General features: G+C 46.1%; 22 protein-coding genes and 1 pseudogene. 17 read left to right on the forward strand and 6 right to left on the reverse strand.

Annotation, left to right across the window (positions count from 1 at the left end; genetic code table 11):
- Nucleotides 1-110 precede the first annotated feature (110 nt).
- From V6C93_RS01720 to V6C93_RS01770, 11 genes are all read left to right on the forward strand, one after another.
- Complete coding sequence (locus V6C93_RS01720) at nucleotides 111-392, forward strand: hypothetical protein (RefSeq protein ID WP_333474913.1); 282 nt, start codon at nucleotides 111-113, stop codon at nucleotides 390-392.
- A gap of 42 nt (nucleotides 393-434) precedes the next feature.
- Entirely contained in the window at nucleotides 435-1,394 is a 960-nt protein-coding gene (locus tag V6C93_RS01725) for a DUF362 domain-containing protein (RefSeq protein WP_333474914.1), read from the forward strand.
- A gap of 943 nt (nucleotides 1,395-2,337) precedes the next feature.
- Nucleotides 2,338-2,853, forward strand: a complete 516-nt coding sequence (locus tag V6C93_RS01730; RefSeq protein WP_333474915.1) for an inorganic diphosphatase — start codon at nucleotides 2,338-2,340, stop codon at nucleotides 2,851-2,853.
- A 436-nt stretch (nucleotides 2,854-3,289) separates the two neighbouring features.
- Nucleotides 3,290-4,195 carry an MBL fold metallo-hydrolase gene (locus V6C93_RS01735; protein WP_333474916.1) on the forward strand — a complete coding sequence of 302 codons (906 nt, stop codon included), beginning with the start codon at nucleotides 3,290-3,292 and terminating at the stop codon, nucleotides 4,193-4,195.
- Nucleotides 4,196-4,506: 311 nt separating this feature from the next.
- Nucleotides 4,507-5,364, forward strand: coding sequence for a sulfurtransferase (locus tag V6C93_RS01740; protein WP_333474917.1), 858 nt, complete (start codon nucleotides 4,507-4,509; stop codon nucleotides 5,362-5,364).
- A 400-nt stretch (nucleotides 5,365-5,764) separates the two neighbouring features.
- The gene (locus V6C93_RS01745; protein ID WP_349262587.1) at nucleotides 5,765-6,283 is read left to right on the forward strand and encodes an NYN domain-containing protein; all 519 of its coding nucleotides are present in this window, start codon (nucleotides 5,765-5,767) and stop codon (nucleotides 6,281-6,283) included.
- Between the two features lie 59 nt (nucleotides 6,284-6,342).
- The gene (locus V6C93_RS01750; RefSeq protein ID WP_333474919.1) at nucleotides 6,343-8,031 is read left to right on the forward strand and encodes a 2-isopropylmalate synthase; all 1,689 of its coding nucleotides are present in this window, start codon (nucleotides 6,343-6,345) and stop codon (nucleotides 8,029-8,031) included.
- 4 nt (nucleotides 8,032-8,035) lie between these two features.
- Nucleotides 8,036-10,816 carry a hypothetical protein gene (locus V6C93_RS01755; protein ID WP_333474920.1) on the forward strand — a complete coding sequence of 927 codons (2,781 nt, stop codon included), beginning with the start codon at nucleotides 8,036-8,038 and terminating at the stop codon, nucleotides 10,814-10,816.
- A gap of 72 nt (nucleotides 10,817-10,888) precedes the next feature.
- Nucleotides 10,889-11,689, forward strand: coding sequence for a class I SAM-dependent methyltransferase (locus V6C93_RS01760; protein ID WP_333474921.1), 801 nt, complete (start codon nucleotides 10,889-10,891; stop codon nucleotides 11,687-11,689).
- A gap of 515 nt (nucleotides 11,690-12,204) precedes the next feature.
- Nucleotides 12,205-12,633 carry a hypothetical protein gene (locus tag V6C93_RS01765; RefSeq protein WP_333474922.1) on the forward strand — a complete coding sequence of 143 codons (429 nt, stop codon included), beginning with the start codon at nucleotides 12,205-12,207 and terminating at the stop codon, nucleotides 12,631-12,633.
- Nucleotides 12,634-13,177: 544 nt separating this feature from the next.
- The gene (locus V6C93_RS01770) at nucleotides 13,178-14,641 is read left to right on the forward strand and encodes an ATP-dependent DNA helicase RecQ (RefSeq protein WP_333474923.1); all 1,464 of its coding nucleotides are present in this window, start codon (nucleotides 13,178-13,180) and stop codon (nucleotides 14,639-14,641) included.
- 113 nt (nucleotides 14,642-14,754) lie between these two features.
- On the opposite strand, the gene V6C93_RS01775 is transcribed toward V6C93_RS01770, so the two are convergent.
- From V6C93_RS01775 to petN, 3 genes are all read right to left on the reverse strand, one after another.
- The gene (locus V6C93_RS01775) at nucleotides 14,755-16,164 is read right to left on the reverse strand and encodes a serine/threonine-protein kinase (protein WP_333474940.1); all 1,410 of its coding nucleotides are present in this window, start codon (nucleotides 16,162-16,164) and stop codon (nucleotides 14,755-14,757) included.
- 498 nt (nucleotides 16,165-16,662) lie between these two features.
- The gene (locus tag V6C93_RS01780) at nucleotides 16,663-16,797 is read right to left on the reverse strand and encodes a hypothetical protein (protein WP_333474924.1); all 135 of its coding nucleotides are present in this window, start codon (nucleotides 16,795-16,797) and stop codon (nucleotides 16,663-16,665) included.
- A 7-nt stretch (nucleotides 16,798-16,804) separates the two neighbouring features.
- Complete coding sequence (petN, locus tag V6C93_RS01785; RefSeq protein ID WP_071884112.1) at nucleotides 16,805-16,894, reverse strand: cytochrome b6-f complex subunit PetN; 90 nt, start codon at nucleotides 16,892-16,894, stop codon at nucleotides 16,805-16,807.
- Nucleotides 16,895-16,994: 100 nt separating this feature from the next.
- Here petN and V6C93_RS01790 point away from each other — a divergent pair, with 100 nt between their 5' ends.
- The 3 genes and pseudogenes from V6C93_RS01790 to V6C93_RS01800 all read left to right on the forward strand — a co-directional run bounded on the left by V6C93_RS01790 (nucleotide 16,995) and on the right by V6C93_RS01800 (nucleotide 19,498).
- Complete coding sequence (locus tag V6C93_RS01790; protein ID WP_349262588.1) at nucleotides 16,995-17,438, forward strand: hypothetical protein; 444 nt, start codon at nucleotides 16,995-16,997, stop codon at nucleotides 17,436-17,438.
- Between the two features lie 899 nt (nucleotides 17,439-18,337).
- A pseudogene (locus tag V6C93_RS01795) lies at nucleotides 18,338-19,198 on the forward strand (toll/interleukin-1 receptor domain-containing protein); the annotation flags it as partial.
- 84 nt (nucleotides 19,199-19,282) lie between these two features.
- Nucleotides 19,283-19,498, forward strand: coding sequence for a hypothetical protein (locus V6C93_RS01800; protein ID WP_333474927.1), 216 nt, complete (start codon nucleotides 19,283-19,285; stop codon nucleotides 19,496-19,498).
- 108 nt (nucleotides 19,499-19,606) lie between these two features.
- Here the strand turns inward: V6C93_RS01800 and V6C93_RS01805 are convergent, their stop codons facing one another.
- Nucleotides 19,607-20,932, reverse strand: coding sequence for an N-acetylmuramoyl-L-alanine amidase (locus V6C93_RS01805; protein ID WP_333474928.1), 1,326 nt, complete (start codon nucleotides 20,930-20,932; stop codon nucleotides 19,607-19,609).
- Between the two features lie 628 nt (nucleotides 20,933-21,560).
- Here V6C93_RS01805 and V6C93_RS01810 point away from each other — a divergent pair.
- The 3 genes from V6C93_RS01810 (at nucleotide 21,561) to V6C93_RS01820 (ending at nucleotide 23,482) form a co-directional block, all read left to right on the forward strand.
- Complete coding sequence (locus tag V6C93_RS01810) at nucleotides 21,561-21,917, forward strand: Spx/MgsR family RNA polymerase-binding regulatory protein (RefSeq protein ID WP_333474929.1); 357 nt, start codon at nucleotides 21,561-21,563, stop codon at nucleotides 21,915-21,917.
- Between the two features lie 349 nt (nucleotides 21,918-22,266).
- Nucleotides 22,267-22,638 (forward strand): DUF2237 domain-containing protein, encoded by a 372-nt coding sequence (locus V6C93_RS01815; RefSeq protein ID WP_333474930.1) that lies wholly within the window; start codon nucleotides 22,267-22,269, stop codon nucleotides 22,636-22,638.
- Nucleotides 22,639-22,789: 151 nt separating this feature from the next.
- Entirely contained in the window at nucleotides 22,790-23,482 is a 693-nt protein-coding gene (locus tag V6C93_RS01820; RefSeq protein WP_333474931.1) for a hypothetical protein, read from the forward strand.
- A gap of 44 nt (nucleotides 23,483-23,526) precedes the next feature.
- On the opposite strand, the gene ttcA is transcribed toward V6C93_RS01820, so the two are convergent.
- Both ttcA and hetL read right to left on the reverse strand, forming a co-directional pair.
- Complete coding sequence (gene ttcA, locus V6C93_RS01825) at nucleotides 23,527-24,336, reverse strand: tRNA 2-thiocytidine(32) synthetase TtcA (protein WP_333474932.1); 810 nt, start codon at nucleotides 24,334-24,336, stop codon at nucleotides 23,527-23,529.
- Between the two features lie 52 nt (nucleotides 24,337-24,388).
- Nucleotides 24,389-25,117, reverse strand: coding sequence for a heterocyst differentiation pentapeptide repeat protein HetL (hetL, locus tag V6C93_RS01830; protein ID WP_333474933.1), 729 nt, complete (start codon nucleotides 25,115-25,117; stop codon nucleotides 24,389-24,391).
- Between the last annotated feature and the right edge of the window lie 93 nt (nucleotides 25,118-25,210).

Genomic DNA, 25,210 nt, shown 5'->3' on the forward strand with positions numbered 1-25,210 from the left:
TGTTCGTTTCCTGAGATACTCAGGAGATACGATGAGCAAGCCTTATCCTTAATTTAAGCTTTACTCAAGCGTTTTTTTGGAAACCTTAGATTCAGAGTTTGAGATTGCCGATGCAAAATGAGGAGACTTTCACACAAGTGACCTTTCACTACCAGAGTGGTGAGACAGAGTCCTTTGATATCCCTGTAACTCCAGAAGCCTTGCAGTTGCAACTACAAGGGTTACTCAACCAACCTTGGTTAACGCTACACCTATTTGATAGTACGGTCATCATTCGTACTGCCAAAGTCGTGAAGATACAAGTGAAGCCTCCCTTACCCGAAATCCAAGGGGATGGTATTTTCACCGATGCTCAGCGCGTGACGCCACTGACTCATGGAGCCAAGCTTTAAGGATTGGGACGATTATTGCAGCGAAATTCACGTTCTAAAATCATGTCTACTGTTAGTCTAATTCGTGCTGATTCCTACGAGCGACAGCGGCTGCGTGCATCCTTAAAAACGTTGCTGGAGCCTTTGGGCGGGATGGAGGCGTTTGTCAAAAAGGGCGCTCGCGTCCTCCTGAAACCCAATCTTCTCACCGCTGGGCGTGTTGGTAAAGAATGCATCACTCGCCCCGAACTGGTTTATGCTGTGGCTCAATTGGTACAAGAGGCAGGAGGTAAACCCTTTTTGGGAGATAGTCCCGCCTTTGGGACAGCGTGGGGGGTAGCGAAAGCGAACGGCTACCTGCCACTGATGGAAGAACTTAACTTACCCATCGTCGAATTCCACGGTCAGCGGTACGAAACAGCCAGTGCTACTTTCAACCATCTGCGACTCTGCAAAGAAGCAATGGACGCGGATGTCGTGATTAACCTACCCAAGGTGAAATCTCATGCGCAGTTAACCGTCACCTTGGGTGTGAAAAACTTATTCGGCTGTGTCCCCGGCAAAATGAAAGCATGGTGGCACATGGAAGCCGGTAAGGATGAACGGCGTTTCGGGGAAATGTTGGTGGAAACAGCACGGGCGATTAATCCCGACTTGACGATTGTAGATGGTATTATCGGTCATGAAGGGAATGGGCCGAGTGGCGGTGAACCGCGATCGCTAAATGTATTGGGGGCGTCTTCCGATGTCTTTGCCCTTGATCGCTCAATGCTAGAAATCCTCAATGTTGACCCTGCCCTTGTTCCCACAGTAGCAGCCAGTCAGCGGCTGGGGCTTTGTCCAGAACTCAGGGACGTTCATTTTCCTCACCTGCAACCGATGGAACTGCAAGTGATGGACTGGAAACTCCCTGATGCTCTAATCCCGATTGATTTTGGAATGCCTCGCGTTATTAAGTCTACCTTTAGGCATATGTATATCCGCTTTATCAAAGAACCAATCAGGGATTATGCACAAAGGTAGCTTATGGGAAGTCAGTTTCTGTAAATCTTGTTACAACGTAAACTAAAAGTTGCACCCTAAGCTTGTACTACCCTCCGATTGCTTAATGACACCGCCCTATTGCTAGAGGCGGTTTTTCATTTCGGGAGAGTGGAATTCTTGACCATGCTTCGGCTATAGCAAGAAGAATGTAAGGTTTTAAGTGTAGGTTGAAAAGATCACCTATTCCACAAGTGAAAAATTGACCTATGAGTATATGTCTCTAGCTGTATGTCTCTAGCTGTACTTTTTTGAGATTGTTTTCTAGAAGACAATCAAAATGAAAGATATCGGTAAAATGAAGGATGAGGGTTAAAAATTACGCCCTTTTCTTTGTCCTTCATTTCGTTTGACCGACTTCCCGTCAAAAATTTTTTATGGAATCCAGTAGTCCGTCTGCCAACTCTTCTGATACTCACCCCTATAGGTGGGCAGAGTTTATGGGAGCGGTAATTGCTTTATTGACCTTGACTTTACCTCTGTTCGTCATCGCGCACTACTCTTCAAGTGGGGTTGATGTTCTGCAACAGACCACTTCCTCGCTACCAAGGCCAGAAAAGTGATGGTAAGGCTTGTTTAGATAACATAATAGCGATGAATTCCTCAAAGCAGCCCCCTTAGATAAATCCCCCAAGGGGAATAGGACTAAGACAACTTACAAGTGCTAGTGGTTAATCCCAAACTGGCTAGTTTTTTAATGCTAACGGCTTTTAGATTAGTGAGGCTCAGCCAAGTGTAAAGTTTTGAAAAAGATTAGGGGTCTGGGCGATCGCAATCTGAGCAACTACAAGCCAGTCGCACCTGTCTTCGCTTAGAATGCTACACGGGGGTTGGTCACACGCCCATTCGTGAGGTCAACTCTGGGCAAAAGAGTACTTTATTGCAAAGCACCCCCAATCTGCTGTGTCGCTATAAAAATTCTGTAATGGATTTATCACGCATTCCGGCTCAACCCAAACCAGGTCTGATCAACGTTTTAATTGAAATTCCGGCAGGGAGCAAAAATAAGTACGAGTTTGACAAAGACTTAGAAGCCTTTGCACTAGATCGCGTACTTTATGCTTCTGTGCAATATCCGTATGACTACGGCTTTGTGCCTAACACGTTAGCGGATGATGGCGATCCGCTCGATGGTATGGTATTGATGGATCAACCTACGTTTCCAGGGTGTGTCATTGCCGCACGACCGATTGGGATGCTAGAGATGATTGACGGAGGCGATCGCGATGAGAAAATTCTTTGTGTTCCTGATAAAGACCCGCGCTATACCCAAGTGAAATCTCTTCAAGACATCGCACAGCATCGATTGGATGAAATTGCTGAATTTTTCAGGACTTACAAAAACCTAGAAAAAAAAGTCACGGAAATCCTAGGCTGGAAAGATGTCGATCAAGTATCGCCGCTAGTAGAGAAGTGCATCAAAGCCGGTAGCGAGAAATGAAGAGTTCTCCACGCCAAGCCTTAAGATGGTAAGGGGTAGCGTTCTTGAGAAGGCACTGCTCGGCTAGCTACAACCTGGTGGGCAACGTTACGCGCGATCGCTCACTATCAATCCTTATCTCACCCGATACCGATCTGTGATAGAACTCACAGGTAAGCGCCCTCAAGGACGCTAAAATTAACAGACCTAACAAAAACTTCCTGATCAAGATTAAGGGTGCTAGAAAATTAAACGTAGGGGAAGTGCGAAATCTTACCGATTTTTGTACATAACTACCCTACGTGATTTCTTATCTTAGTAAATATGTGAGCTCTGCCCCTTTGACTCCAAAGCCATAGTTACCCACACAGCGATGCTCGTTCTATACTGACTCTCATAGAATGGAAATTGGCTGGTGTGAAGCGTTGCTAATCCAGGCTAACTAAAAATTGTAAACATGCCAGATTTTGAGCCAGCGGCACCAACCCCACGTATATCTAATGTTAGAGCCGATATGGGAACTGGCTCTACAGCTGATTTTGTTGTTCAATTTTGGGGCGTGCGAGATCAAATTTCCGCTCCGGGAAAAGAGACGATCCGCTATGGGGGTAATACCTCCTGTGTCGAAATGCGGGTCGCCAACAAACGCCTGATTTTTGATGGTGGTACTGGGTTGCGGCTTTTGGGTAATAATTTGCTCAAAGCTATGCCTGTGGAAGCCTACATCTTTTTTACCCATTGCCATTGGGACAGCATCCAAGGATTTCCTTTTTTTATCCCCGCCCTTCTTCCGGGCAACTGCTTTCATATTTATGGGGCAGAGGCATCTGATGGAACCTCGATGGAACAGCGCCTGACTCGCCAAATGCTCGGTCCTAATTTCCCTGTTCCGCTTCAGGTGATGCGATCAGAGCTGAAGTTCTACGAGTTGACTTCTGGCATGAAAACAGTACTTGACGACGTAACAGTTGAGACTGTCTTTCTCAACTATGCCCATAGGGCGCTGGGTTATCGAGTGACCTGGCAAGGACGCTCTGTAGTCTACGCCACTAAGCGCCGATGCTATCCAGATCTCATCGATCAACATCTGCTCCATCTAGCCCAGCAAGCGGATTTGCTCATTTTGGATGCTCCTAGTGCCATCTCAGGTTGTGACATCAAGTCTTCACCCCTTCTGTGGCAAGATAAACTCTGGCAAACTGGGATTGAAACAGCCAAGGCAGCAGGGGTAAAGCGAATTGTTATGTCTCGCTACAACCCTGACTATAACGATGACCTTCTCGATCAGTTGCAAGAACAAGTCAACTCAGTCTTTCCGAATGACCTATTCGCTCGCGAGGGAATGACTTTAGCCATAGATTAGCATGGGGCTTGACTAGTGCAAGAAGGCCGTTCGTGTAGCGTTCTCCTTCTTGAGTAGACAGGAGGCAGAAGGCAGAAAGCAGAAGGCAAGAAAGTTTGTACAGTAAGCTTTTTAACCTTTTTCAACTGGATAGTTATTTAGGCCACGCTGCAATAGTAAAACGAAGTAAGCCTGAGTACTTCACTCCATAATCCTTGTATTGGTTGACTCCCGCACAACGACAAACAACATCACATCTCTTGCGTAGCCGCTTTCGTTAACGACGGAGAATAGGGCAAAATCTCTATAAGTTTTTAACTAGGTGATGTTGCATGATGAATTCCCCTTTTGTCGTTTCTGCTGAGTACCTTAAGGAGCACCTGGATGACCCACAAGTGGTGATTGTAGATTGTCGCTTTGCTCTGAGTGATCCAAACGCGGGGTATCAGCAGTATCGAGTCAGCCATATTCCTGGGGCTCACTATCTAGATTTGAATAAAGACCTGTCGGCACCCGTAGGGCGTCATGGCGGGCGTCATCCTTTACCAGATACCGACTCCTTAGCCCAAAAATTAGCCGCCATCGGCGTAACGTTTCAAGAGACGCGGGTGGTTGCTTACGATGATTCTCGCTTGGGTTTTGCTGCTCGTCTTTGGTGGCTGCTACGTTATATGGGGCATGACCAAGTAGCCTTGCTGAATGGAGGCTGGGCGGCATGGCAAGCGGCAGGGTACCCGGTTACAGACGTTTTCGTTTTACCCCCGACACCTCAATCAGGGACGTTTGTACCCCAATTACGCTCGGATTGGTGGGTGGATATTGACACGCTCAAACAGCGTAAAGACGTGGCGGGCGTGGTCGTGGTAGATTCGCGGGAGAGCGATCGCTATTTAGGCAAACGAGAACCGATTGACCCCCTAGCAGGCCATATTCCAGGCGCTGTTAATTACCCTTGGCAAGAGGTTACTGATGCCCAAGGTTATGTGCATCCCATTGCTCAACAACAGCGATGGGTTGATGTCACTGAAGAAGCAGAGGTTATTGTTTATTGTGGTTCTGGAGTTACCGCCTGCGTCAACCTCCTGTCCCTAGAAGTAGCAGGGATTCACTCAGCCAAGCTCTATGTAGGTGGTTGGAGTGATTGGTGTTCTTACCTAACTCCTCCAGACCGCTCTCAATCCGGTGATTGACTGCATCCCTAAGTTGGGGCTCGTCCTCTGTTGTTTCTACAGATTTGAAGGGGAATATCCAGCCGGAAATTTTTTGATCAATCTCATATCGCGCTTTGTTGCTGAGGAGAGTCCACCCAGAACTACAATTTAAATGTAGATTTGATAAAGTACTTCCGCAGCAGATTTCACTGTGTGCTGCCCAAATATAGTTAAGTTCAAGTTATCCTATTAGCGAAGCACACCTTTAGGTTTATCGCCTGGAAGTGATTTTAAAGGAGGAGTTGGAAAAATGAAGCAAGAAGAAGGAGAAACCTTTAGAACTTATCCCTGTATCGTAAATATTAGCAAATGATTAAATAAAAATTGCTAAAATAAGAAGTTCAATTAAATTCACTAGAACTATTAGGTCTTAGTTTATATGCCATGTGCCATGAACCGTCTGTCTATTTTTGTAGACGGGAACAATATGTTCTACGCTCAACAAAAAAACGGCTGGTTTTTCGATCCAAGAAGGGTATTAGATTACTTTAAAGGTGAGCCAAATATAAGTCTAGTCAACGCCTTCTGGTATACCGGCTTAAAAGATCCTCAAGATCAACGAGGATTTCGAGATGCCTTAATCAGCCTGGGTTACACTGTCCGGACAAAAATCCTCAAAGAATATTACGATGATAATTCGGGTCGCTATTCTCAAAAAGCTAACTTAGATATAGAAATTGTAGTTGATATGTTTAATACAGTAGATCAGTACGATAAGGTGATTCTTTTTAGTGGAGATGGAGATTTTGAACGAGCAATCGAATTACTACGCTCTAAAAATACGCATATTACGGTAGTCTCAACAGAAGGGATGATTGCCAGAGAATTAAGAAATGCAACTGATCGTTACATAGACTTAAATGAAATACGTGATCGGATTGAGAAAATTGACTATTAATTATAATTGAGTAAAAAATAACCCGTATCTTATATAGATTGAGGACGAGCAACTCTCGAATGTCGCCAAACCCAGCTATGAACAAGCAACTGCAACCAGACCGCATCATTATCTTTGACACCACGCTCCGGGATGGGGAACAGTGCCCCGGAGCCACCCTGAATGTAGACGAGAAGCTGGTGATTGCGCGGCAACTGGCTCGTCTGGGCGTTGATGTGATTGAGGCGGGTTTCGCTTTTGCTAGCCCAGGAGATTTTGAAGCGATTGATAAGATTGCCAAAGCCGTGGGGACAGAAGATGGCCCCGTTATCTGTAGTCTGGCTAGAGCGATCAAAGCCGATATCGAAGCCGCCGCTGAAGCGATAAAACCAGCCGCTAAGGGACGAATTCATACCTTTATTTCGACCTCAGACATTCACCTGGAATACCAACTCAAGAAATCTAGAGCTGAGGTACTAGCGATCGCTGAGGAAATGGTTGCGTATGCCAAAACCTTCGTGGACGATGTGGAATTCTCAACAATGGATGCCACTCGTACCGATCCAGAGTACCTCTACCAAATCCTAGAACACGCGATCGCAGCCGGTGCCACCACCATCAACATTCCCGATACGGTGGGGTACACCACCCCCAGCGAATTCGGGGCGCTGATTAAGGGCATCAAAGACAACGTCCCCAACATTGATCAGGCAATTATTTCCGTCCACGGTCACAACGATATCGGCTTGGCCGTAGCCAACTTCCTGGAAGCTGTAAAAAATGGGGCACGGCAGCTGGAATGCGCGATCAACGGCATCGGTGAGCGAGCTGGCAATACAGCCCTAGAAGAGGTTGTGATGGCGCTCCACGTCCGGCGGCAGTATTACAATCCTTTTATGGGACGCCCTGTAGAGTCGGAAGAACCCCTGACGAATATTGATACACGGCAGATTTATAAGACATCTCGCTTGGTGTCCAACCTCACCGGAATGTTGGTACAGCCGAACAAAGCCATCGTTGGAGCAAATGCCTTTGCTCACGAGTCAGGGATTCACCAAGATGGCATCCTCAAGAACAAGCTGACTTACGAAATCATGGATGCCCAATCCATTGGTTTGACAGAAAATCAAATTGTGCTGGGCAAACACTCCGGGCGCAATGCCTTCCGCACTCGCTTGCGGGAACTGGGGTTTGAGCTGTCGGAAACCGAGTTGAATAAGGCATTTATCCGCTTCAAAGAACTGGCAGATAAGAAAAAAGAAATTTCTGACTGGGATTTGGAAGCGATCGCTAATGATGAAACCCAACAAACTCCAGAACTATTCCGCCTAGAGTTGGTACAGGTATCCTGTGGCAATCAGGCTCGTCCTACCGCCACCGTATGCCTGACAAACCCGGCGGGTGAAGAACTCATGGATGCGGCGATCGGTACGGGGCCGGTGGATGCGGTATACAAGGCGATCAATCGAGTGGTGAACGTCCCCAACGAGCTGATTGAGTTCTCTGTCCAGTCCGTAACCAAGGGAATTGATGCGATGGGGGAAGTGACCATTCGGTTGCGGTACGATAAGCGGGTATTTTCCGGTCATGCTGCCAATACCGACATCATTGTTGCCTCCGCTCAAGCCTATGTGAACGCCCTGAATCGGCTGTACGGGTCGTTGCAGGGTGACCAGACGCGACGGCTCGGGCGCGACGAAAGCCGCGTGACTGAATCGGACAGAACAGAGGAATCGGTTGTTGTTCAGGGTTCAAGGGAAAAAGCCTGAGACTATGCCAAATCGCCGATTGCGCCTAGAAGTTCGCCAAAAACTTCTAGTTGATGCTGGCCTGCTAGCGTTGCTAGCGCTAATAATCGGAATCGTCACCTGGGTTTACATCTCCAGTGAACGCAATTTTCACTGGTGGATTGACTGGTATGCGCGAACCCTGGAAATCGTCAACGCGTTTCGCGAATCCCCCTCTCAGGCGATAGAACTGGTTCAACGCTCTCTGATTGCCGAACGCAATCGACTCTACACGCTGCCGTTGATTCCATTCTTTTTGGTCTTCGGCAGCTCCCGCCTGGTCTACGAACTGAGTCTAGCGCTAGTCTATCTGCTGCCCTTTGCCCTCGTGATGGGAGCGATAGCTACGCAGCTGATTCGGGTACACTCACGCCCGGTTTTTTGGGCAACGGCTTTTTTGACCTTACTCATTCCCGTTAGCTGGATACCTACATTTATGGGCATTCCAGACACGGGAGGAGCGGTTTTCATCGGTCTGGCGATGTTTGTTTACTTGCAGGATGTCAGACTCAAGCAGTGGTGGAGAATTCCTCTGATCGGATTCTTGATTGGCTCGGCAATTCTCTTACGCCGTCCTTTTATCTACGCGGGTGCTACCTTTCTCGGTGCCCTCGCCCTACAAGCCTTGATTAGTTTCATCGCTGAGGTGCGAACACAGCCAATCAAGGCAGAGAGAGAAAAACAGACAAAATCGGGCAGTGGGAACGATTTTAAGCTCGTCAACCGCCTCACCCTACCCTTCGGGCGGCTGCGATCGCTCCTTGGGGCGGTGGGTTCCAAGCCATCGCGGACGCGGCGTACAGAGTTGAGCGACTATCGCGTTGTCTCGGTTTCAACCTACTTAGCTGCGATCGCTCCTTGGGCATGGTTCAGAGAACCTACCACACCGAGTTGGGAAAATCCCCATGCAATGGCGTGGCGGAATTTGCTCTTCGCCTGTGTGCGGATCGCTCTGATTGGAGCCACGGCGCTTGCAACCTTATGGATTGTCGCACCACAGTTTACTTATGCCGCTCTAACGACGGATTACAAAAACCTCTATACCTCTTGGACTTTACCCTTCAGAGACATTTTCAACTTATACGCCTCGTTTTATGGCTGGGGAACCTGGCTGCTGGTGCTGCTGGGGTTTTCGGCGGCGATTGTCACCCGTGCCTTACCGTTACCAGCTGTTAGCTTTGTTGGGTTATCCGGTATCTTGTCTCTGGTAGTATGGCTCGTTGTCCTACGCTACGGCAACATCTTTTACTCGGTACAAGTGACACCGTTAGTGGTGATCGGGTTGGTTGCCCTGATCTGGACAACTTGGAGCAGGCTGCGAGGAAAAGTGCGAGTACTCATGCTGGGGGTGGTTGGCGGCTATTTAGTGGTTAACTTTATCGTTGGATTGGCTCCATTGGGGACGATGAGTCGTGCCTTTCATCCCTTGTTTGCCCTTAACATGCCTCCCGTCGTGCGTACAGACTACGATGAAGTCGTCCGCCTGGTGAACTACCTGCGTCAACTCACGCCTGAGGGAGAGCCGATTTTAGTGGTTGGTTGTCAACGTCTGCAACTCACTAGCAGTATGGTGCGATCGGCTGAGTACCTCCTTTATCCAAGAGACGATAGGGCTTTAAACGTCCTGACAACACCTGAAGTGGACTCTCGCGATTCTTATCCCTTGGATGAAATGCTGGAGGCACAGTATGTCGTTGTTCCCAGCCGACTGGCAGAGTATTCCAGTGACCCCGCTCAAAATCCTGCGGTTGGGGAATGGGTACCCAAGAAGGAAAACGATGTCGTCAATGTAGTGTTTGATGCCTTTACTCAACATGAGGAGTTTGCCCAAGACTTCAAACGCCTCCCCGCACAGTTCCAGTTTGAGAACGGAGTTGTTGTTAGTATTTACCAGCGACTTCGCCCCACGGCTCTCTCGACAGCCGTGCGGACACTGTACGCCATGCAGCAGAAAATTGGTGAACGACCCGGTTCGCAGGGGAATTGGATTGTCCTGAGTCAGTGGTTACGCAACACAAGGGTAAGTCAAAACTCAGGGAATACGTATAAGGTCGTTGCTTTTCGTCGCGATCGCCTTTGGGGGAAAGAGGAGGGAGCTTATAGCCTGTTTGACTCTACTCCATTAGTCCAGGCGCTTGGCTTGCAGTCGCCCTTGGGGAATGAATCCAGGAGTCTATCGCCGTCAGAACTGTCGCAAGAGCACGTACAAAACACAGGCGATCATTCGCTCCAAGGTAGCTTTGCTTCTAGCGTAGCGCCACCTCAGGAACGAGGGAGAATCACGTTGGACGCACCAGCCTCACCCTCCTTAGATTTGCCCAAACTACGTCTTGTCAAAGCGCTGAGAAACCAGGGATTAGAACAGCCAAATAGCTTTATGCGATTGCGCGCAGCGCAGCGCCAAAGGCGATCGCAAAAGCCAACTGAAGACCGTACTCAGCAGCTAGGAACCTCCTTACTTTATCTCGATTCAGTGACAGACCGAGCTAAAGTTACTGGCGTAATCAATTACCTTGATCGAGCCTGTGTTGGATCATCTGTACGAGTGGCAATGCTCGATGCGGAAGGCCAAATCGTTAGCTCAACAGAAGATACCTATAGTCATACGCTTAAAAAAGTTACCCCCTTTGAGCTATCAATTCAGGGTCAAAATTCAGCCTATCTGCTACTTAATATACTGAACTACGATCAAAATGATTTAGTGAACTCATGCACTCTTCAAATCGAAGCCCTTACCGTATCGACTCAAACCCAGCTCAATGAATAATGATTCATTTTTTACCTGAAATTTATCGTTTATCCTTGTAAAATCATTTAGCAAAAGTGTACCGACAATAAAATGTTAGACGAAACCTTGGAAAAAGAGCGACGCTTCCATGATAATTGGGCTGCCGCTATTGATGTAGATGGAATTCGGGTAGCCGACTATTTTGAAGCCTGCACAGCTCCAGAAAACCGATTTATTCTACGACAGATGGGAGACATCCGAGGTAAGCTGCTTTTAGACTTGGGGTGTGGTGCTGGTGAAAATAGCGTCTATTTTGCTAAGAGAGGAGCGCGTTGTGTCGCAACCGACTATTCACCAGGAATGGTGGACGTGGCGCTCAAGTTAGCTGCGGCTAATGAAGTTAAGATTGAAGGATGCACAGCAAATGCAATGGCGCTGGATTTTCCAGATAATACCTTTGATTTAGTTTATGCTTCCAATTTATTGCATCATATCCCAGACCCCAAAATCGCTTTGAAAGAAATGCACCGAGTCCTCAAACCCGGTGGAAAAGCGTGTTTTTGGGACCCACTAATGCACAATCCAGTGATTAATATCTATCGACGCATGGCTACTGAAGTGCGAACAGAAGATGAAATGCCGTTGGATATTAATATCGTTAATTACATCAAATCGATATTTTCAGAGACCGCTTACGATACATTTTGGATAGCAACGCTTTGGATTTTCCTGCGATTTTATTTGATTGAAAAAATTGACCCCAATCAGGAACGGTACTGGAAGAAAATTATTATTGAGCAGGAACGATTAGGCTCAACTTATAGGCGTTTGGAAAAGTTAGATGGGTTTTTAAAGAATTTTCCATTGATGAAACGCTTGGCTTGGAATATCGCTGTTGTAGCCACTAAATAACTACAGTGATTTTTAGATCGGTTGAATGCATGTTTTTGTAGGGGCATGATGTTAGCCATCGGTGCCAATTTAAGCCCAAGGAAGCAGGTTCAGTAATCAAAACTAGGGGTAGAGGCGTTAGCGAAGCGAGGTGTTAGCCTGGAACGAGCGTCAGCATTTGGGCGATATTTTATCGCTCAAACCCTAGTTTTTTGTCCAAATGCTTTGTTCCTCTAAGGGGAAAAACTATTTCTGTACCGATGCTCTAGCGACTGGAAGTCGCGGCGATAAAAAACCAAGTCCGCCTGCCCGGACTAACGAAAAATTAAATCTTATGAAACCCGCGCAGGCGGGTGTAAGTTTGTGTAGCTGCGGTTAAAACCGCCTAGCTGACTTCGTGATCCTGAACTAGGTTATTTTTATTAAAGGTAGAAAAAAATAGCTTGCTCTATTAGGAAAATATTCTTTATTGACTACAGCCAAATTGAGGCATGTGAGGTTAGAATCGTGTTCGTTTATCCCACGATTGGCGTTATATGTCTAGAGGCTCAAGAGAACAGGAAGTACTCAAGAATAAGTTTGGAACAATTACAGACAAGCGGGTTATATTCTTGAGTAAGAGAGATTTATTTAACAGTGGCTCTCAAGAAGAGATGCCCCTAATGCAGGTTGTTTCTGTTCGTTTTTATCAGCAGAAGTCTCTTGTGGCTATTATTGCAGGTAGCATTGGCATAGTGTTGCCCCTCGTAGTTGTGTCTCTCCTACCCGGTAACTTAATTGCACTCATGATAGGAGCTATCATTATAGGCCTGTGTCTTTGCATCGCTTACATTGGTATTGCAGGCTTTCCCACAGTAACCGTCACCACAGCTGGAGGTAAAACCACTCAAGCGAGGGGTTGGCCTAAGGATAAAAGTGAAGCGAAGGCGTTTGCACTCGTCCTACGTGAAAAAACCGGTGCTTAGAGAAGGATGTAACTCCTCTGTGCGGCATCAACTGATCTAGTGCTTTCTACAACTGCTTAATACCATCTTTTTTAGAAAGATTGACGTAGCCAAGACAACAGCAGTTACTCTTCTGTCACTGGCTGTATGTTTTATTGGTCTGATAGATGGAGATTTACAGGCGATCGCTCCAGCCTACTTGATGTGCGTTAGGGAATTGTAAGTCGGCTATTTTAAGCCTCGCTTGTTAAAAGTCAGGGTATTTACGGAGATGTTAGAGATTAGTTTCTAAATTTCGGTATCTTCTCGGATTTAAAATGAATTAAAAAAGTTTAGGCTTAATTCAGTATTTGGTTTAATTATAGACTTTCAAAGTAATGTCAAGGTTGCTTTTATCCCTCTTGGTTCTATTGACTCAGGTCAAGTGTACGTTGAGGCTCGTCCTGAAGGTGAATAGGGTATCTGGAGAATTACGTGCATCGACGCGATAAAAAGCTAAAAATTTCCTAGCTAACCTTTCTATATTTAACAACTCAGAATCAGGTTTAAGCATCTACTACCCATCATGAACACTTCTGAAACAACATCCTGGAACGAGGTTCGCGCCGCCTTCAAAAACATCTGGGGATATGAGGATTTTCGATCGCCCCAAGGTCAAATTATTCAGAGCCTATTAGAAAAGCGAGATGCGCTCATTGTCCTGCCCACAGGTGGGGGGAAGTCGATTTGCTTTCAACTCCCAGCACTCCTACAAACCGGATTAACGCTTGTCGTCTCTCCCCTTGTTGCACTGATGGAAAATCAGGTGCAGGAATTACGTCAGCTGAAATTACCCGCAGCCCTTTTGCACAGTGAACTGCCAACCTACCAACGACGGCAAACCCTTCAAGCTTTGGAACGTCAGCAGTTACGATTACTCTACCTCTCACCGGAAACTCTACTGAGTCCGCCTGTTTGGGAACGGTTGTGTCAGCCGCAACTAAAGATTAATGGTCTGATTCTGGATGAGGCACACTGTCTGGTGCAATGGGGGGATACGTTTCGACCCGCTTATCGGCGTTTGGGTGCGGTACGACCAGCCTTACTCAAATGTAAGCCAGCAGGGACAAAAATCAGTATTGCCGCTTTTACTGCAACGGCTGACCCCATCGCCCAACAAACCATCCAAAATGTCTTACAACTGCAACAGCCCAATTCCTTTTTAATTAGTCCCTATCGCCCAAATCTCAGCCTCAAAGTTCACATCGTCTGGACTCCGAGAGGACGCCGCCAACAGCTGTTGAAATTTATCCAAGCCCGATCGCAACAAACTGGGTTAGTCTATGTTCGTTCCCGACGCGAGAGTGAAGAGTTAGCCGAGTGGCTGGGTTCGTTGGGTTATGCAACTGCCGCTTACCACGCGGGATTGAGTCCAGAAGAACGTCGCGCCATTGAAACGAGTTGGCTGAGTGGAAGAAGCCAGTTTGTAGTTTGCACTTGCGCGTTTGGAATGGGTATTAATAAGCCCGATGTTAGATGGGTGGTGCATTATCAAGTCCCTCAGCTGTTATCCGAGTATATCCAGGAAGTCGGTCGAGGTGGGCGGGATGGCAAGCCTTCTGATGCCCTGACGTTGATGAGTGAGCCAACGGGGTGGTTAAATCCAGAGGATAAGCAGCGATCGCAATTTTTTGTGGATAAGTTGCGATCGCAATACCAAGAGGCCCAGCAGTTGGTGAAAAAAATACCACCTCAGGGAGAAGTTGCAACGATAGCCAAGCAATATCGAGACGGTGCAATCGCTCTCGCCCTGCTCCACAGTGTGGGTCAACTACAATGGCAAGACCCCTTTCACTATCGCAAGCACTCTTCAGGAACGTCTCAAACCCTTGCCCAGTTGAGTGCTACACAGGAGAAGGTTCAAAAGCAGATGAATCAATACTTAAATACCCGTGAGTGTCGTTGGCAATTTTTGTTAAAGGCGTTTGGTTTTACTCAGGAGGCGACTGGGTTTCGATGCGGAAATTGTGATAATTGTTCTCGATGCTAGAGCATCAGTCCAGTAACCAAAATTACGGGTAGGGGCGAAGCATTCGGACAAAAAATCTAGGGTTTGAGCGATAAATTGTCCTCCGAATGCTTCGCCTCTCCAGAGGCAAGGAATTAACTTCCTAAACCACGCTTACCATTGGGGAGTACTGTAGTCCAATTCTTCTTAACTAAAGCCAATTGTGCTTCACTAATTGTGGCATTAGAGAGATTAGCGCCACATAGATTGGCTCCTTTTAGATTGGCATTGGAGAGATTAGCGCCACATAGATTAGCTTCTTTTAGGTTGGTATTGGAGAGATAGGCAAAACGCAGATCAGCACCTTGCAAGTCCGCTCCTGACAAATCGGCATTACTAAAGGAAGCACCACCCAATTTAGCCATGCGCAAATTCGCATGGCTCAGGTTTGCTTGACCAAAATAGGCATCCGATAAATCGGCATCCTGAAAATTGGTTTTTGCCAACTTAGAGCTGTAAAAAAGTGATCCAGATAAGTTGGCATTTTGAAGATGCAACCCGCTCATATTCTTAAAAGCAAAGTTTCTCTCGCCGTTATTATAAGCTTCTAAAAGTAAATGAGTCTTGGCACCTAACAAGTCAATTGCATTCACAACCTCCTGAGCCGACTGATAGCGATAACGCACAGAAGGCTCCAGCATTTTATTCAAGACTTCAGTAAAATGATCACTAATCTGAACGTATGGCTGCCAAACCATTTGACAAGTTGACGGGTCGTAAGGAAAGTTTGTTGGTAATTTACCCGTCAATAAATAAATGCAAGTGACGCCGAGTGCATAGATATCACTCGCAAAAACGGGTCGCATGGCTATCTGCTCTGGAGGTGCAAAGCCTTGGGTGCCTATGGAGGTATCTGTCCAAGTCGTTTGCTCAGAACTACTTTCGGGATCGTCCTGGCAGCTTTTAACCGCACCAAAGTCAATCAAAATAAGTTGTCCGTCTTGTTGGCGACGAATGATGTTAGTGGGTTTAATATCTCGGTGGATGAGCTTCTGGCTATGAATAAATTCGAGTAGCGGTAGGATTTCACACAAGAATTGCTTTACCCCAGCTTCGCCCATCGAACCGGATTGTTTAATTTCCTGGCGTAGGGTCGAGCCCTTGATGTACTGCTGTACGAAGTAAGGTGGCTGAGCATCTTCACAGTATTCCAACAGCTGTGGCACTTGGAGATGATTGCCAATGTGCTGTAGAGTTTCGGCTTCTCGCTTAAACAGCACCTGTGCCGTTTCTATAATGTGTGATTCACTGGTTGTCGGACGAAGTTGCTTGATCACACAATGTGGATGACTAGGCACAGACTCATCCTGAGCTAAAAACGTGACGCTAAATCTACCCCGCCCCATTACCTTGAGTACACGATAGCGATCACCGAAGGCACTGCGCTCCGCGCAATCGCGCAGTAACAGTTCAAAACGACAATCTGGACAGCTATTAGTGTGCATGGGATTTTTAGGATGAGGACAGTGAGGATTTATGCAGTAGCTCCGAAAAGCATTACTGATTCAACGTTTCCCCTGCCGCGACTATAGCTTTTGTACTAAGCACTCGGCTTATACACAATCGCTTGGGTTAGAAATGCACCACCAAAGATATTTCCCTTCTAGCAAGCCTTCGCCAAAAATTTACTGTGGAACTAGAAGAGCTTATTGTTCACCAGCTACTAAGGTGTCAATGACTCAATATATTATCGATAGCAACCTAATCTTTGTAAAGTTTTGGTTAAGGTAACTTCATTTTATATGAAGCCTTGATGAAGAATAGTATTTTTAGGTTTTTGGGCGGGTTGAGACTGGGTTGTTGCCACAATTTCAGGGCTGATGATTGGCTAAAAGTGGATAGTAACTAGCCAAGCATCATAACATCCTCCTCTGTATACATTATCGTAGGCTAGTGTTTTCCCTCCTTCTGTCAAAAGGAGGGAATTTAGCAACAGGCTATCTCTTTGTTGCCTTGACGTCTCCTGTGATTGTGAGGTGCAAGAACAACTAGATCGGGTGCCCTTACCGTTTTTTATCCCGATCACGGCGACGGCGATCGCGCCATTCTGCCACCGTCAAGTACAGGACGCCCCCACTGACTAAGGCTAATAGTCCTAGGGCAGCGAAGAATAGAACCGTTACAAAAGGACTTTCCACAATGCCTCTAAAAACCGTTGCGACCCCAAACGACCATTGCAATTGACCACGTGAACAGCACTAGTACTGAAACCCAACCCAATGACAAAATATCCATAGCGATATATAAAACTACACAATGACTCTAAGGCTTATGATAATTCAATTTGAACCCTCTTTAACTTCAGACAAAAATTGTGGACAACTCTTCTGAGCTGATGGCTGAGCGCATTGAATCTTTGAAAACCGGAGCCTTGGCGGCTTTTTCGTTTACACTGGCTTACAGCCTTACACTGGCGGGCAACAGTTTGGTGCTAGCGGAGCAATTTAAGACGCTTACCGCCTTGCAAATAACCACTGATCTCGATCTGGTAGTTAGGGTGGCCGTTGCCTGGTTAAGTGGCTTCCTGTTTGGTGTTACTTACCGTTATGTGATTCGAGAGGATAAAAATCCTCATCTCAAGGAGGGAGCGGTGTTAGCCTTTGGCTTAGTGCGCGGATTAGCCTCTGTCGAGGGACAGCCGAACTGGACTGACGCTTTCGGGTTGTTGGGTGTCCTCACTATGGAGAGTGTTATATGTTTTGCGATCGCCCGTTTCACTCTTGATTGGGCGCTCCAGCGCCATTGGATCAAACCTTTCAAGTCAACGCCTGTTTTTTAATCTTCGGCTGACCCCAATCTGGTTTCGGTGAACGACTAAAGGTTCTCCATCAACATTAGGAATAGTTGTTGAAAGCTAGCGCATTAAACAAAGCACTTATGCAGAGACCCATGATTATGAGCACAAGTATGTCTATCATAGATAACCCCATCTTTGTGTCAATGACACAATCATAACTTAATAATTTATTTAAAAATAAAATTCACTAGAAAATAGGGCTCTGGGGCTATCCTTCGCCATCTCTTTGTGGATGGGGCTGTTTACTGAACTCAGTTGGTGAATATTCTCTAATCCTTGATTCAATCCAATCAGTAGAAGAGAGGTTTGAAGAGAGGTCTGCGTGTAGTCTATCCATTGGAAAACTCGCTATGTTGCGATTGCGATCGCCTGCTGTGCCATCAACTCCTCTGTCCTCCTCCAATCCGCTAACGAAAGCACCCCGGCAGTGCCAAGCCTTCATGTTTGCGATCGCACAGGGTGGCTAACGATTTAGAACCTTGAGGAAATTTGCCTGGAAACTTCACGGCGGACGCTACAGCGTGAGTTATCGCTGTCGCCATAAAGGTTAGGGCCGAGTTAACGGCTGAAACGACCACATAGCAGTAATAAACATAAAAACCTTCTGCCCTCTACCGTCTGCCTTTTGCTATACGCAAAATGGTGGAGAAGGGCTGGCTACTGGCTGAGGGATAAAGCAATCGGCTCTACTACCGCCCCAATCCTCTGTGGAGCAAACTTGCGACAAGGCTGAATAAGTGGCTTTACCGAATGCTATTTGCTATAGTTCCAAAAAGAGAAAAATTCTTCGCAGAGCTGCATCTATCTAAATAGTAATAATTGTCATCGCCTGAAGCCGTGTCAAGACGTTGTTTCTGTCGTTTTTTGCAGCTACCTCACGAATGAATAAATTTTGCGATGCCTTTATCTCCTACGGACGAGCTGATAGTAAACTTTTTGCAACAAAACTTCATGGGAGATTGCTCGAAGTTGGGTTTAAGGTTTGGTTTGACCAAAATGATATTCCCCTTGGAGTCGATTTCCAAAATCAAATTGATGATGGTATCGAGAAGGGGCATAATTTTCTATTTATCATTGCTCCCCATTCGGTGAATTCGCCTTATTGCCTGAAGGAAATTGAGCTAGCGATTAAGCGCAAAAAGCGGATTATTCCGCTGTTGCACGTTGAGCAAATTAGTCAGGAAACTTGGCAGCAGAGATTCCCTCATGGTACGCCCCAAGATTGGGAAGCGTACAAAACGCAAGGGAAACATACGGTTTTTAAAAATATGCACCCGACTATTGAAAAGATTAATTGGGTGTATTTTAGAGAGGGTATAGACGATTTTGAGACTGCTTTTTCGGGCTTAATTAGTTTACTCGGTTCTCATGCCGATTATGTGGAACAGCATACCCGATTTTTAGCCAAAGACTTGGAGTGGGAACGTCATCAAAAACAAACAAGCTATCTGTTAATTGGGGAAGAACGACAACAGGCAGAATCTTGGTTGAAGATACGTTTTAAAAATGAACAACCGCCTTGTGTTCCTAGCGATTTGCATTGCGAGTACATCACCGAAAGTATCAAGAATGCCAACAACTTGATGACGCAGGTGTTTATCTCCTACGCCGATACCGATAGGGCGACGATGGAGAAGATTCGCAACAGTTTGAGGCGAGAGAGTATCACGGTTTGGACGAATAAGACGGATATTCAAACGGGGGAAGCGTTTGACGAGGCGATTAAGCGAGGAATTGAACAATAAGAATCCCTTTACGCCAGAGGAGATTGAGAGCTTGAAGAGGTGAGGGTGGGTTGCTGTTTGGGCGTGGAGTTTGATGGAGGGGTGACAATCATCATCGGAGGGGCGCGACATATCGCGCCCCTACCGTCCATCGTCATCCTTTTTGTCCACTCACCAACGAAATTAGAGATGCGTCGAAAGAATGCGATCGCTCCTATTTACACAAGTCTTGCTACTCTTATAAGTTATGCGATCGCTGTACATTGGAGAGCAGGTCGGAGTATTTCTGGAAAGCGGGTCACTACAGCTAGCACCTGATGCGCGACCTGAATCCTTACCATCAATCGATCTGCATAAAAAACAAACAAAAAACTGATAAGTAATAGAGTTGCGATCGATTATCTACTCAGATTGAACAAGACTTTTTTATAGCAAGCTAGCTGATTTATAGAGGCGTCTGACAAGATTCAAAATGTTATTGCCATACTGCGGATTTACCGACCAGCGATTATTTAACTGTTCAACAAAACGACCAATGCCACCAGAGGGTAAATAGTAAACCCGATCGCTAACTGGTGGTTTTTGCACTATCTGAGCCGAACCAGCCGCGTAGGCTTTCAATTGTTGGATATGGGCACGAACACCAATGCGAGCGCTGGGGAATGTGTCACTTTCGGAACTACCGGCCTTAAGTATACGGCCAAAGTTGTTTTGAGTGGGCTGTAAATCGTCGCCAAAGGCCAGGAAGTTAGTCTCAAAGCACATTTGAGAGAAGGTGATGTCATGATTGATGCCCTCAATTAAAGCTTCTTCAACGTAGAGTTTGGGTAAGTCCTTAAACTGGTCAGCAACTTCCTTATTGTTGGTGTTGGCTTGGACAAACTCGCTCAACTGCTCTTTTGAGGTGAGCCCCTTTCCCATAATTTGGTTGAGCTGAATCAAAACTACGGAGCGGCTAGCATTATCCCAACTGACGGAAATGCTATAGTCTTGCAGGTCAACGGCTCTAACATACACTACATTCTGGTACTGGAGACGGGGGATCACAGGAGCATCGTTCAAATCAATTCCTAGTTGTGCTGCCAGAGCTATAGGAACGTAGGCGTTCCCATTAGCCAAGATGCCCTTTTGCCTGTAAGCTTCTTGGTGGTTGAGCTTAATCCCGATCTGAGAATAGCCCCTCCACGGAGCAGGTCTCGTGCCAGATACATTACGGCTCCAAGTATCTAGTCCATCGGCAATTCCTACTGCAAAATCGCCGCGTTTGTTCTGAAGTAAAAACCTATCCAAGTCGTTGGTCAGAAAGCCTACTTCCATGACTAGGGAGGGGAGGACAATGTCACGGCAGAAGGGGAGAAACCCTACACCTTCTATTATGTCTGGCTTTGTTCCTCGCCTATCCGGTTGGGCAATACTAGAAAGGAGGGCATCTAGCAGTAACTTTGCATCTTTCTGACGCTGGACATTGTTAGCAATGTAAAAGACGGTCGCGCCTTGAAGAGCGGGATTTTGATAGGCATTGGTGCGAATTTCCAATGCCACGTCACCGCGACGACCTTGGGCATTAATCCATTTGATGGTAGAACTCATACTCAGTGCATCGGGCACAGAGAGAACATCAAAACCTCGATTTTGCAACTCTCGCACGACTAAATCGCGCAGTAATATCATCTCCTTAGCTTCAGTGGTGCCACCAACAATCATTCCTGGGTTGCGACTACTATGACCCGCATCAATAAATATTCGTCCCACCTGGCTCGTTTCCTCCAGCAATTATTGGCAAAACGACTACTGGTGATTAGCCGTCGTTTGTTTAGTTTAGTAGAGTATTTCACAAGTTCATAGCGGTATATAGAAGCTCAAGATTCTATCAGTGGGTTAGTCAATTCGTAACGGATTTATGAAATTATCGTGTAATGTTGCTGTTATGAGCAACACGAAACCTATAAAACTGCGATCGCTTTGTATACGAGAACTTCTCAAGGTATGACATATCAACTCAATCAATCAGAAGACTAAGTACAGGTCGCCGTAAAAGGGGTACGGAAATCAAGAGGCGATCGCGCTATTCTGGCAACACCTACATGGGTACATATTTTTAGTACAAATCAGTACAAAATTGCTAAAAACTTTTCTATACCGCGTAAGTCCTGATTGTGTTCAAATTAAATAATATTTAAAGTTTTGTTAAAAATGGCTGACCTGGGGGTGACACCCCTCACCCCCAAATACCATAATAAGACTAGTAGATGCACCCTGATGATCGGGAGAGTCGCCTTGGTGGCTCTCTTTTTTTTTGAAAGGATGGGCACTACTTATGGTGCAATAGTAGGAAAATATGGGTGCATAGCATAGCCGTTGAGATTAATTAACCAGCCTGATGTCTATCCAAGTCTATGGAATACCCAACTGCGGAACCTGTAAGAAGGCGTTGAAGTGGCTCGAAGATAACGCTATAGCGTATGAGTTCATTAATACAAAGGAACATCCACCAGCGCGTGAGATGATTCAACGTTGGGCGGAAGTTTTGGGGTCTAAATCGATGCGGAACACCTCTGGACAGTCCTACCGGGCGCTAGGTGACAAGAAGAACGATTGGACAGATGAGCAGTGGATTGAGGCGTTTGCTCAGGATGCAATGTTGCTCAAGCGACCGCTTCTCGTTAAGGATGGAACGGCGGTATTAGTTGGGTTTAGAGATAAAGAGGAAGCTATACGAGACAAGTTGGAGGTATAGTTACCAACGAGAGAAATACTTAATAATGTTTACCGCACAAGGGCGATCACTCTATAAATTCAGCTCATATCGCCCTCTGTCTTCCGGGTACCAGTTCAAAAAATGGATACAGCCCGATTCAGGACTAAAAGCTGTCATCAGCTAATCGGTATTTAATGAAACTTCTCCTACCACTACTTTAGGACTCACAAAGGATTAGCTACTTGTATTGCAAGTGTAGCATTTAGGTTTCAACGTCAACAATATTGAGCTTGCGCGATCGCCCTGATTACGAGAGCGCCTCTTGCCGATCGCAAGCTTATCTCTGCTAATCTACCCATTGAGAGCCTTTTGCAGAGAAGCTGTTGTTATGACTAATGCTAGAAACGTCCTTGGGGGAGAACTAGAAACCTGCTGCACATCCCCCATGACTGGATTTTACCGTGATGGAAAATGTAGCACTGGAGCGGGTGACATTGGCGCACACATTGTCTGTGCCCAAATGACACAAGAATTCCTAGCCTTTACGCAATCCAGCGGGAATGATTTGAGTACGCCAGTACCAGCCTTTGATTTCCCAGGTTTGAAACCCGGCGATCGCTGGTGTTTGTGCGCCTCACGCTGGAAGGAAGCTTTGGATGCTGGCGTTGCTCCACCGGTCGTGTTGTCAGCCACCCATGCATTAGCCCTGGAATACGTCTCGTTGGCTCAACTCAAGCAAAATGCTCTTGACTTTCCTTAATTTACCTATTTTCAGCAATCTCTAGCTGCTGTTTTATCGATTAATTTTCTCTACTTTTGGTAAGATTTTCAGCTATATCGAAAAGAGTCAGTTGATTATTCCGAAAAGACGTATTGTTCAAGTCCTACTGCTCACAGTAGGAATACTGTTGTTGAGTCCACAAACAGCAAGTGCCAATAGCTGGCCTCCCGCAGGCGTGATACTTTTAGATTTACCCTTAATTGCCTCAATTGCTAGCTTTGGCATTGGATTATTGTTCATTATTGGGGTTGAAAGCATTACTCTCGCTAAACGAGAGCATTTGAGTCGTTTTAAATGCATTCAGATATCAACTGTAGCTAACTTATTTTCTACAGTCGTTGGTTTATTTTTTGTTTTAGGCTTGGCATCTTTACCCTATGCCTCTTTGAACATTTACCTAATGCTGGGCTTATTTTTTCTCTTGTTAGGCGCACTATCAACTCATTTTTTAAAGCGAATTCACTTACAAGCTTTTAGCTGGCATCCAATAGTCTGGGGTACTTTATGGTTTTTAAGCCTATTTCTTGAATCTATACTAATTAAGTTTATTAATTCTTTGAATTGGCAAACAGTAACTGTTCCTATTTTTTCCAGTTTTAGCATAGATTTCCACACCAATAGTCTGCAAATTGTAGCTTTTGTCATTTTCCTTTCGGTGGGCTTTTTTCTGAGTCTTGTTTCAGAAGGATTCTGTATAGTGAGGTTCTTGTCTCAGCCTTCCTCAACGTTGGGAATGACTATTTTAGTGATGAATCTCCGTTCTTATGCTTACGTAGCTATTCCTATCACTCTAGGACTTTGGCTTTGGCCAAATATACACTAAATGTAATTTGAATACACATGGGCTTGAAAACCATTCAATAAAATTTATTCATCCATGCCCAAAGTCCCTAAATTGGCAAAATTAAAGAGCTGAGTATCGGCAAGGTGAGAGGGCGTAACATTCTGAATGCTATGAAATAAATTCTCCGTCCGTCCTGGATATTCCTTTTCCCAATCTTGCAATAATTGCTTAATTTGGACTCGCTGCAAGTTTTCCTGAGAGCCGCAAAGTTTACAGGGAATAATCGGAAACTGTTGAGCGATTGCATAATCCCCGATGTCTTGTTCCGAGCAATAAGCTAACGGTCGAATAACGACATGTTTGCCATCATCACTCAACAGCTTGGGGGGCATGGCTTTAAGATGTCCTCCATAAAACATATTGAGAAACAAAGTTTCCACAATATCATCCCGATGGTGACCAAGAGCGATTTTCGTTGCACCCTCTTCACTTGCTACGCGATAGAGAATGCCGCGACGCAAGCGCGAGCATAAACCGCACATGGTTTTCCCTTCAGGGATAACTCGTTGCACAATGCTGTAGGTGTCTTCTTCGATAATCCGATACGATACGCCCAGAGATTCTAAATATTCCGGTAGCACATGTGCTGGAAAACTCGGTTGTTTCTGGTCTAGGTTCACCGCTAGGATATCGAACTGCACAGGGGCTTTGCGCTGGAGGCTCAACAATAGGTCGAGTAAGGTGTGGGAATCCTTGCCACCCGATAAGCACACCATGATGCGATCGCCATCCGCAATCATGTTGTAATCATGGATAGCTTTCCCGACCAAGCGGCGTAGGTGAGTTTGCAACTTTTTGAGGGTTTTTGAGTGGTGAACCTTGATTGTGTCCATTTGACCCCCGAAGCCGATTACAAGACGTTTTCTGAACTGTGTAGACTACTTCCTACTCGTGAATGCTGCCATCGGGCATGATAGCCCCTTGCAAGCTAGCATTTTTGAGGTTGGTTTGGGTGAGGTCAGCGTTCCGTAGGTTGGCTTTACACAAATTCACCCCACTCAAATCGGCAAAACTCAGATCGACTCCCTGTAAACTCGCTTCACTCAGGTCGGTCTGGTAGGATTGATCGGAGCTACGAACGCCTAAATTGGCTCGACAAAGTTTGGCTCCATCAAGTTTAGCCCCGTGTAATAGCGCTCCACTTAGGTTGGCATAGCTCAAATTTGCCCCGATCAAATTCGCATATCCCAAATCAGTCTGTTGATCCGAGCTAGGGCGTAAGTCGGCTTCAAATAGTATGGCCTGGGAAAGATTGGCACGACTCAAATTCGCCCCCCGCAGACATGCCTTCGTCAAGGTGGTTTCTTCTAAATCAGCTTGGATTAATTTTGCACTACTCAAATCAGCCTCTCGCAACTCAACTTGGCGCAGGTTAGCTTCACTGAAGTCTGTACCCCAGAGAATGGTTTCACTCAGGTTAGCACCACTGAGATTAGCGTGAGTCAGGTTGACTTGCCCTAGCCTTGCTTCCCGCAAATCAGCCTTACTCAGATTCGCGCCACTGAGATTGGCACCCACTAAGTTGGCTTCCCGCAAATTCACCGCCGTTAAATCGACGTTGGCAAAATTTCGTTCTGCGGCGGCATATTGTCTCAGTAGTTCGTCTATCTTCATTGTTACTTCCCCTGGTTTGTGATTTTGTATAATGCCATGAGTGTATGACTTGCTCTGACTTTTTTGGGGAGTTTTTTCAGGACATACGCTACG

This window comes from Allocoleopsis sp. (genome assembly GCF_036703385.1).
Classification (GTDB): Bacteria; Cyanobacteriota; Cyanobacteriia; order Cyanobacteriales; family Coleofasciculaceae; genus Allocoleopsis.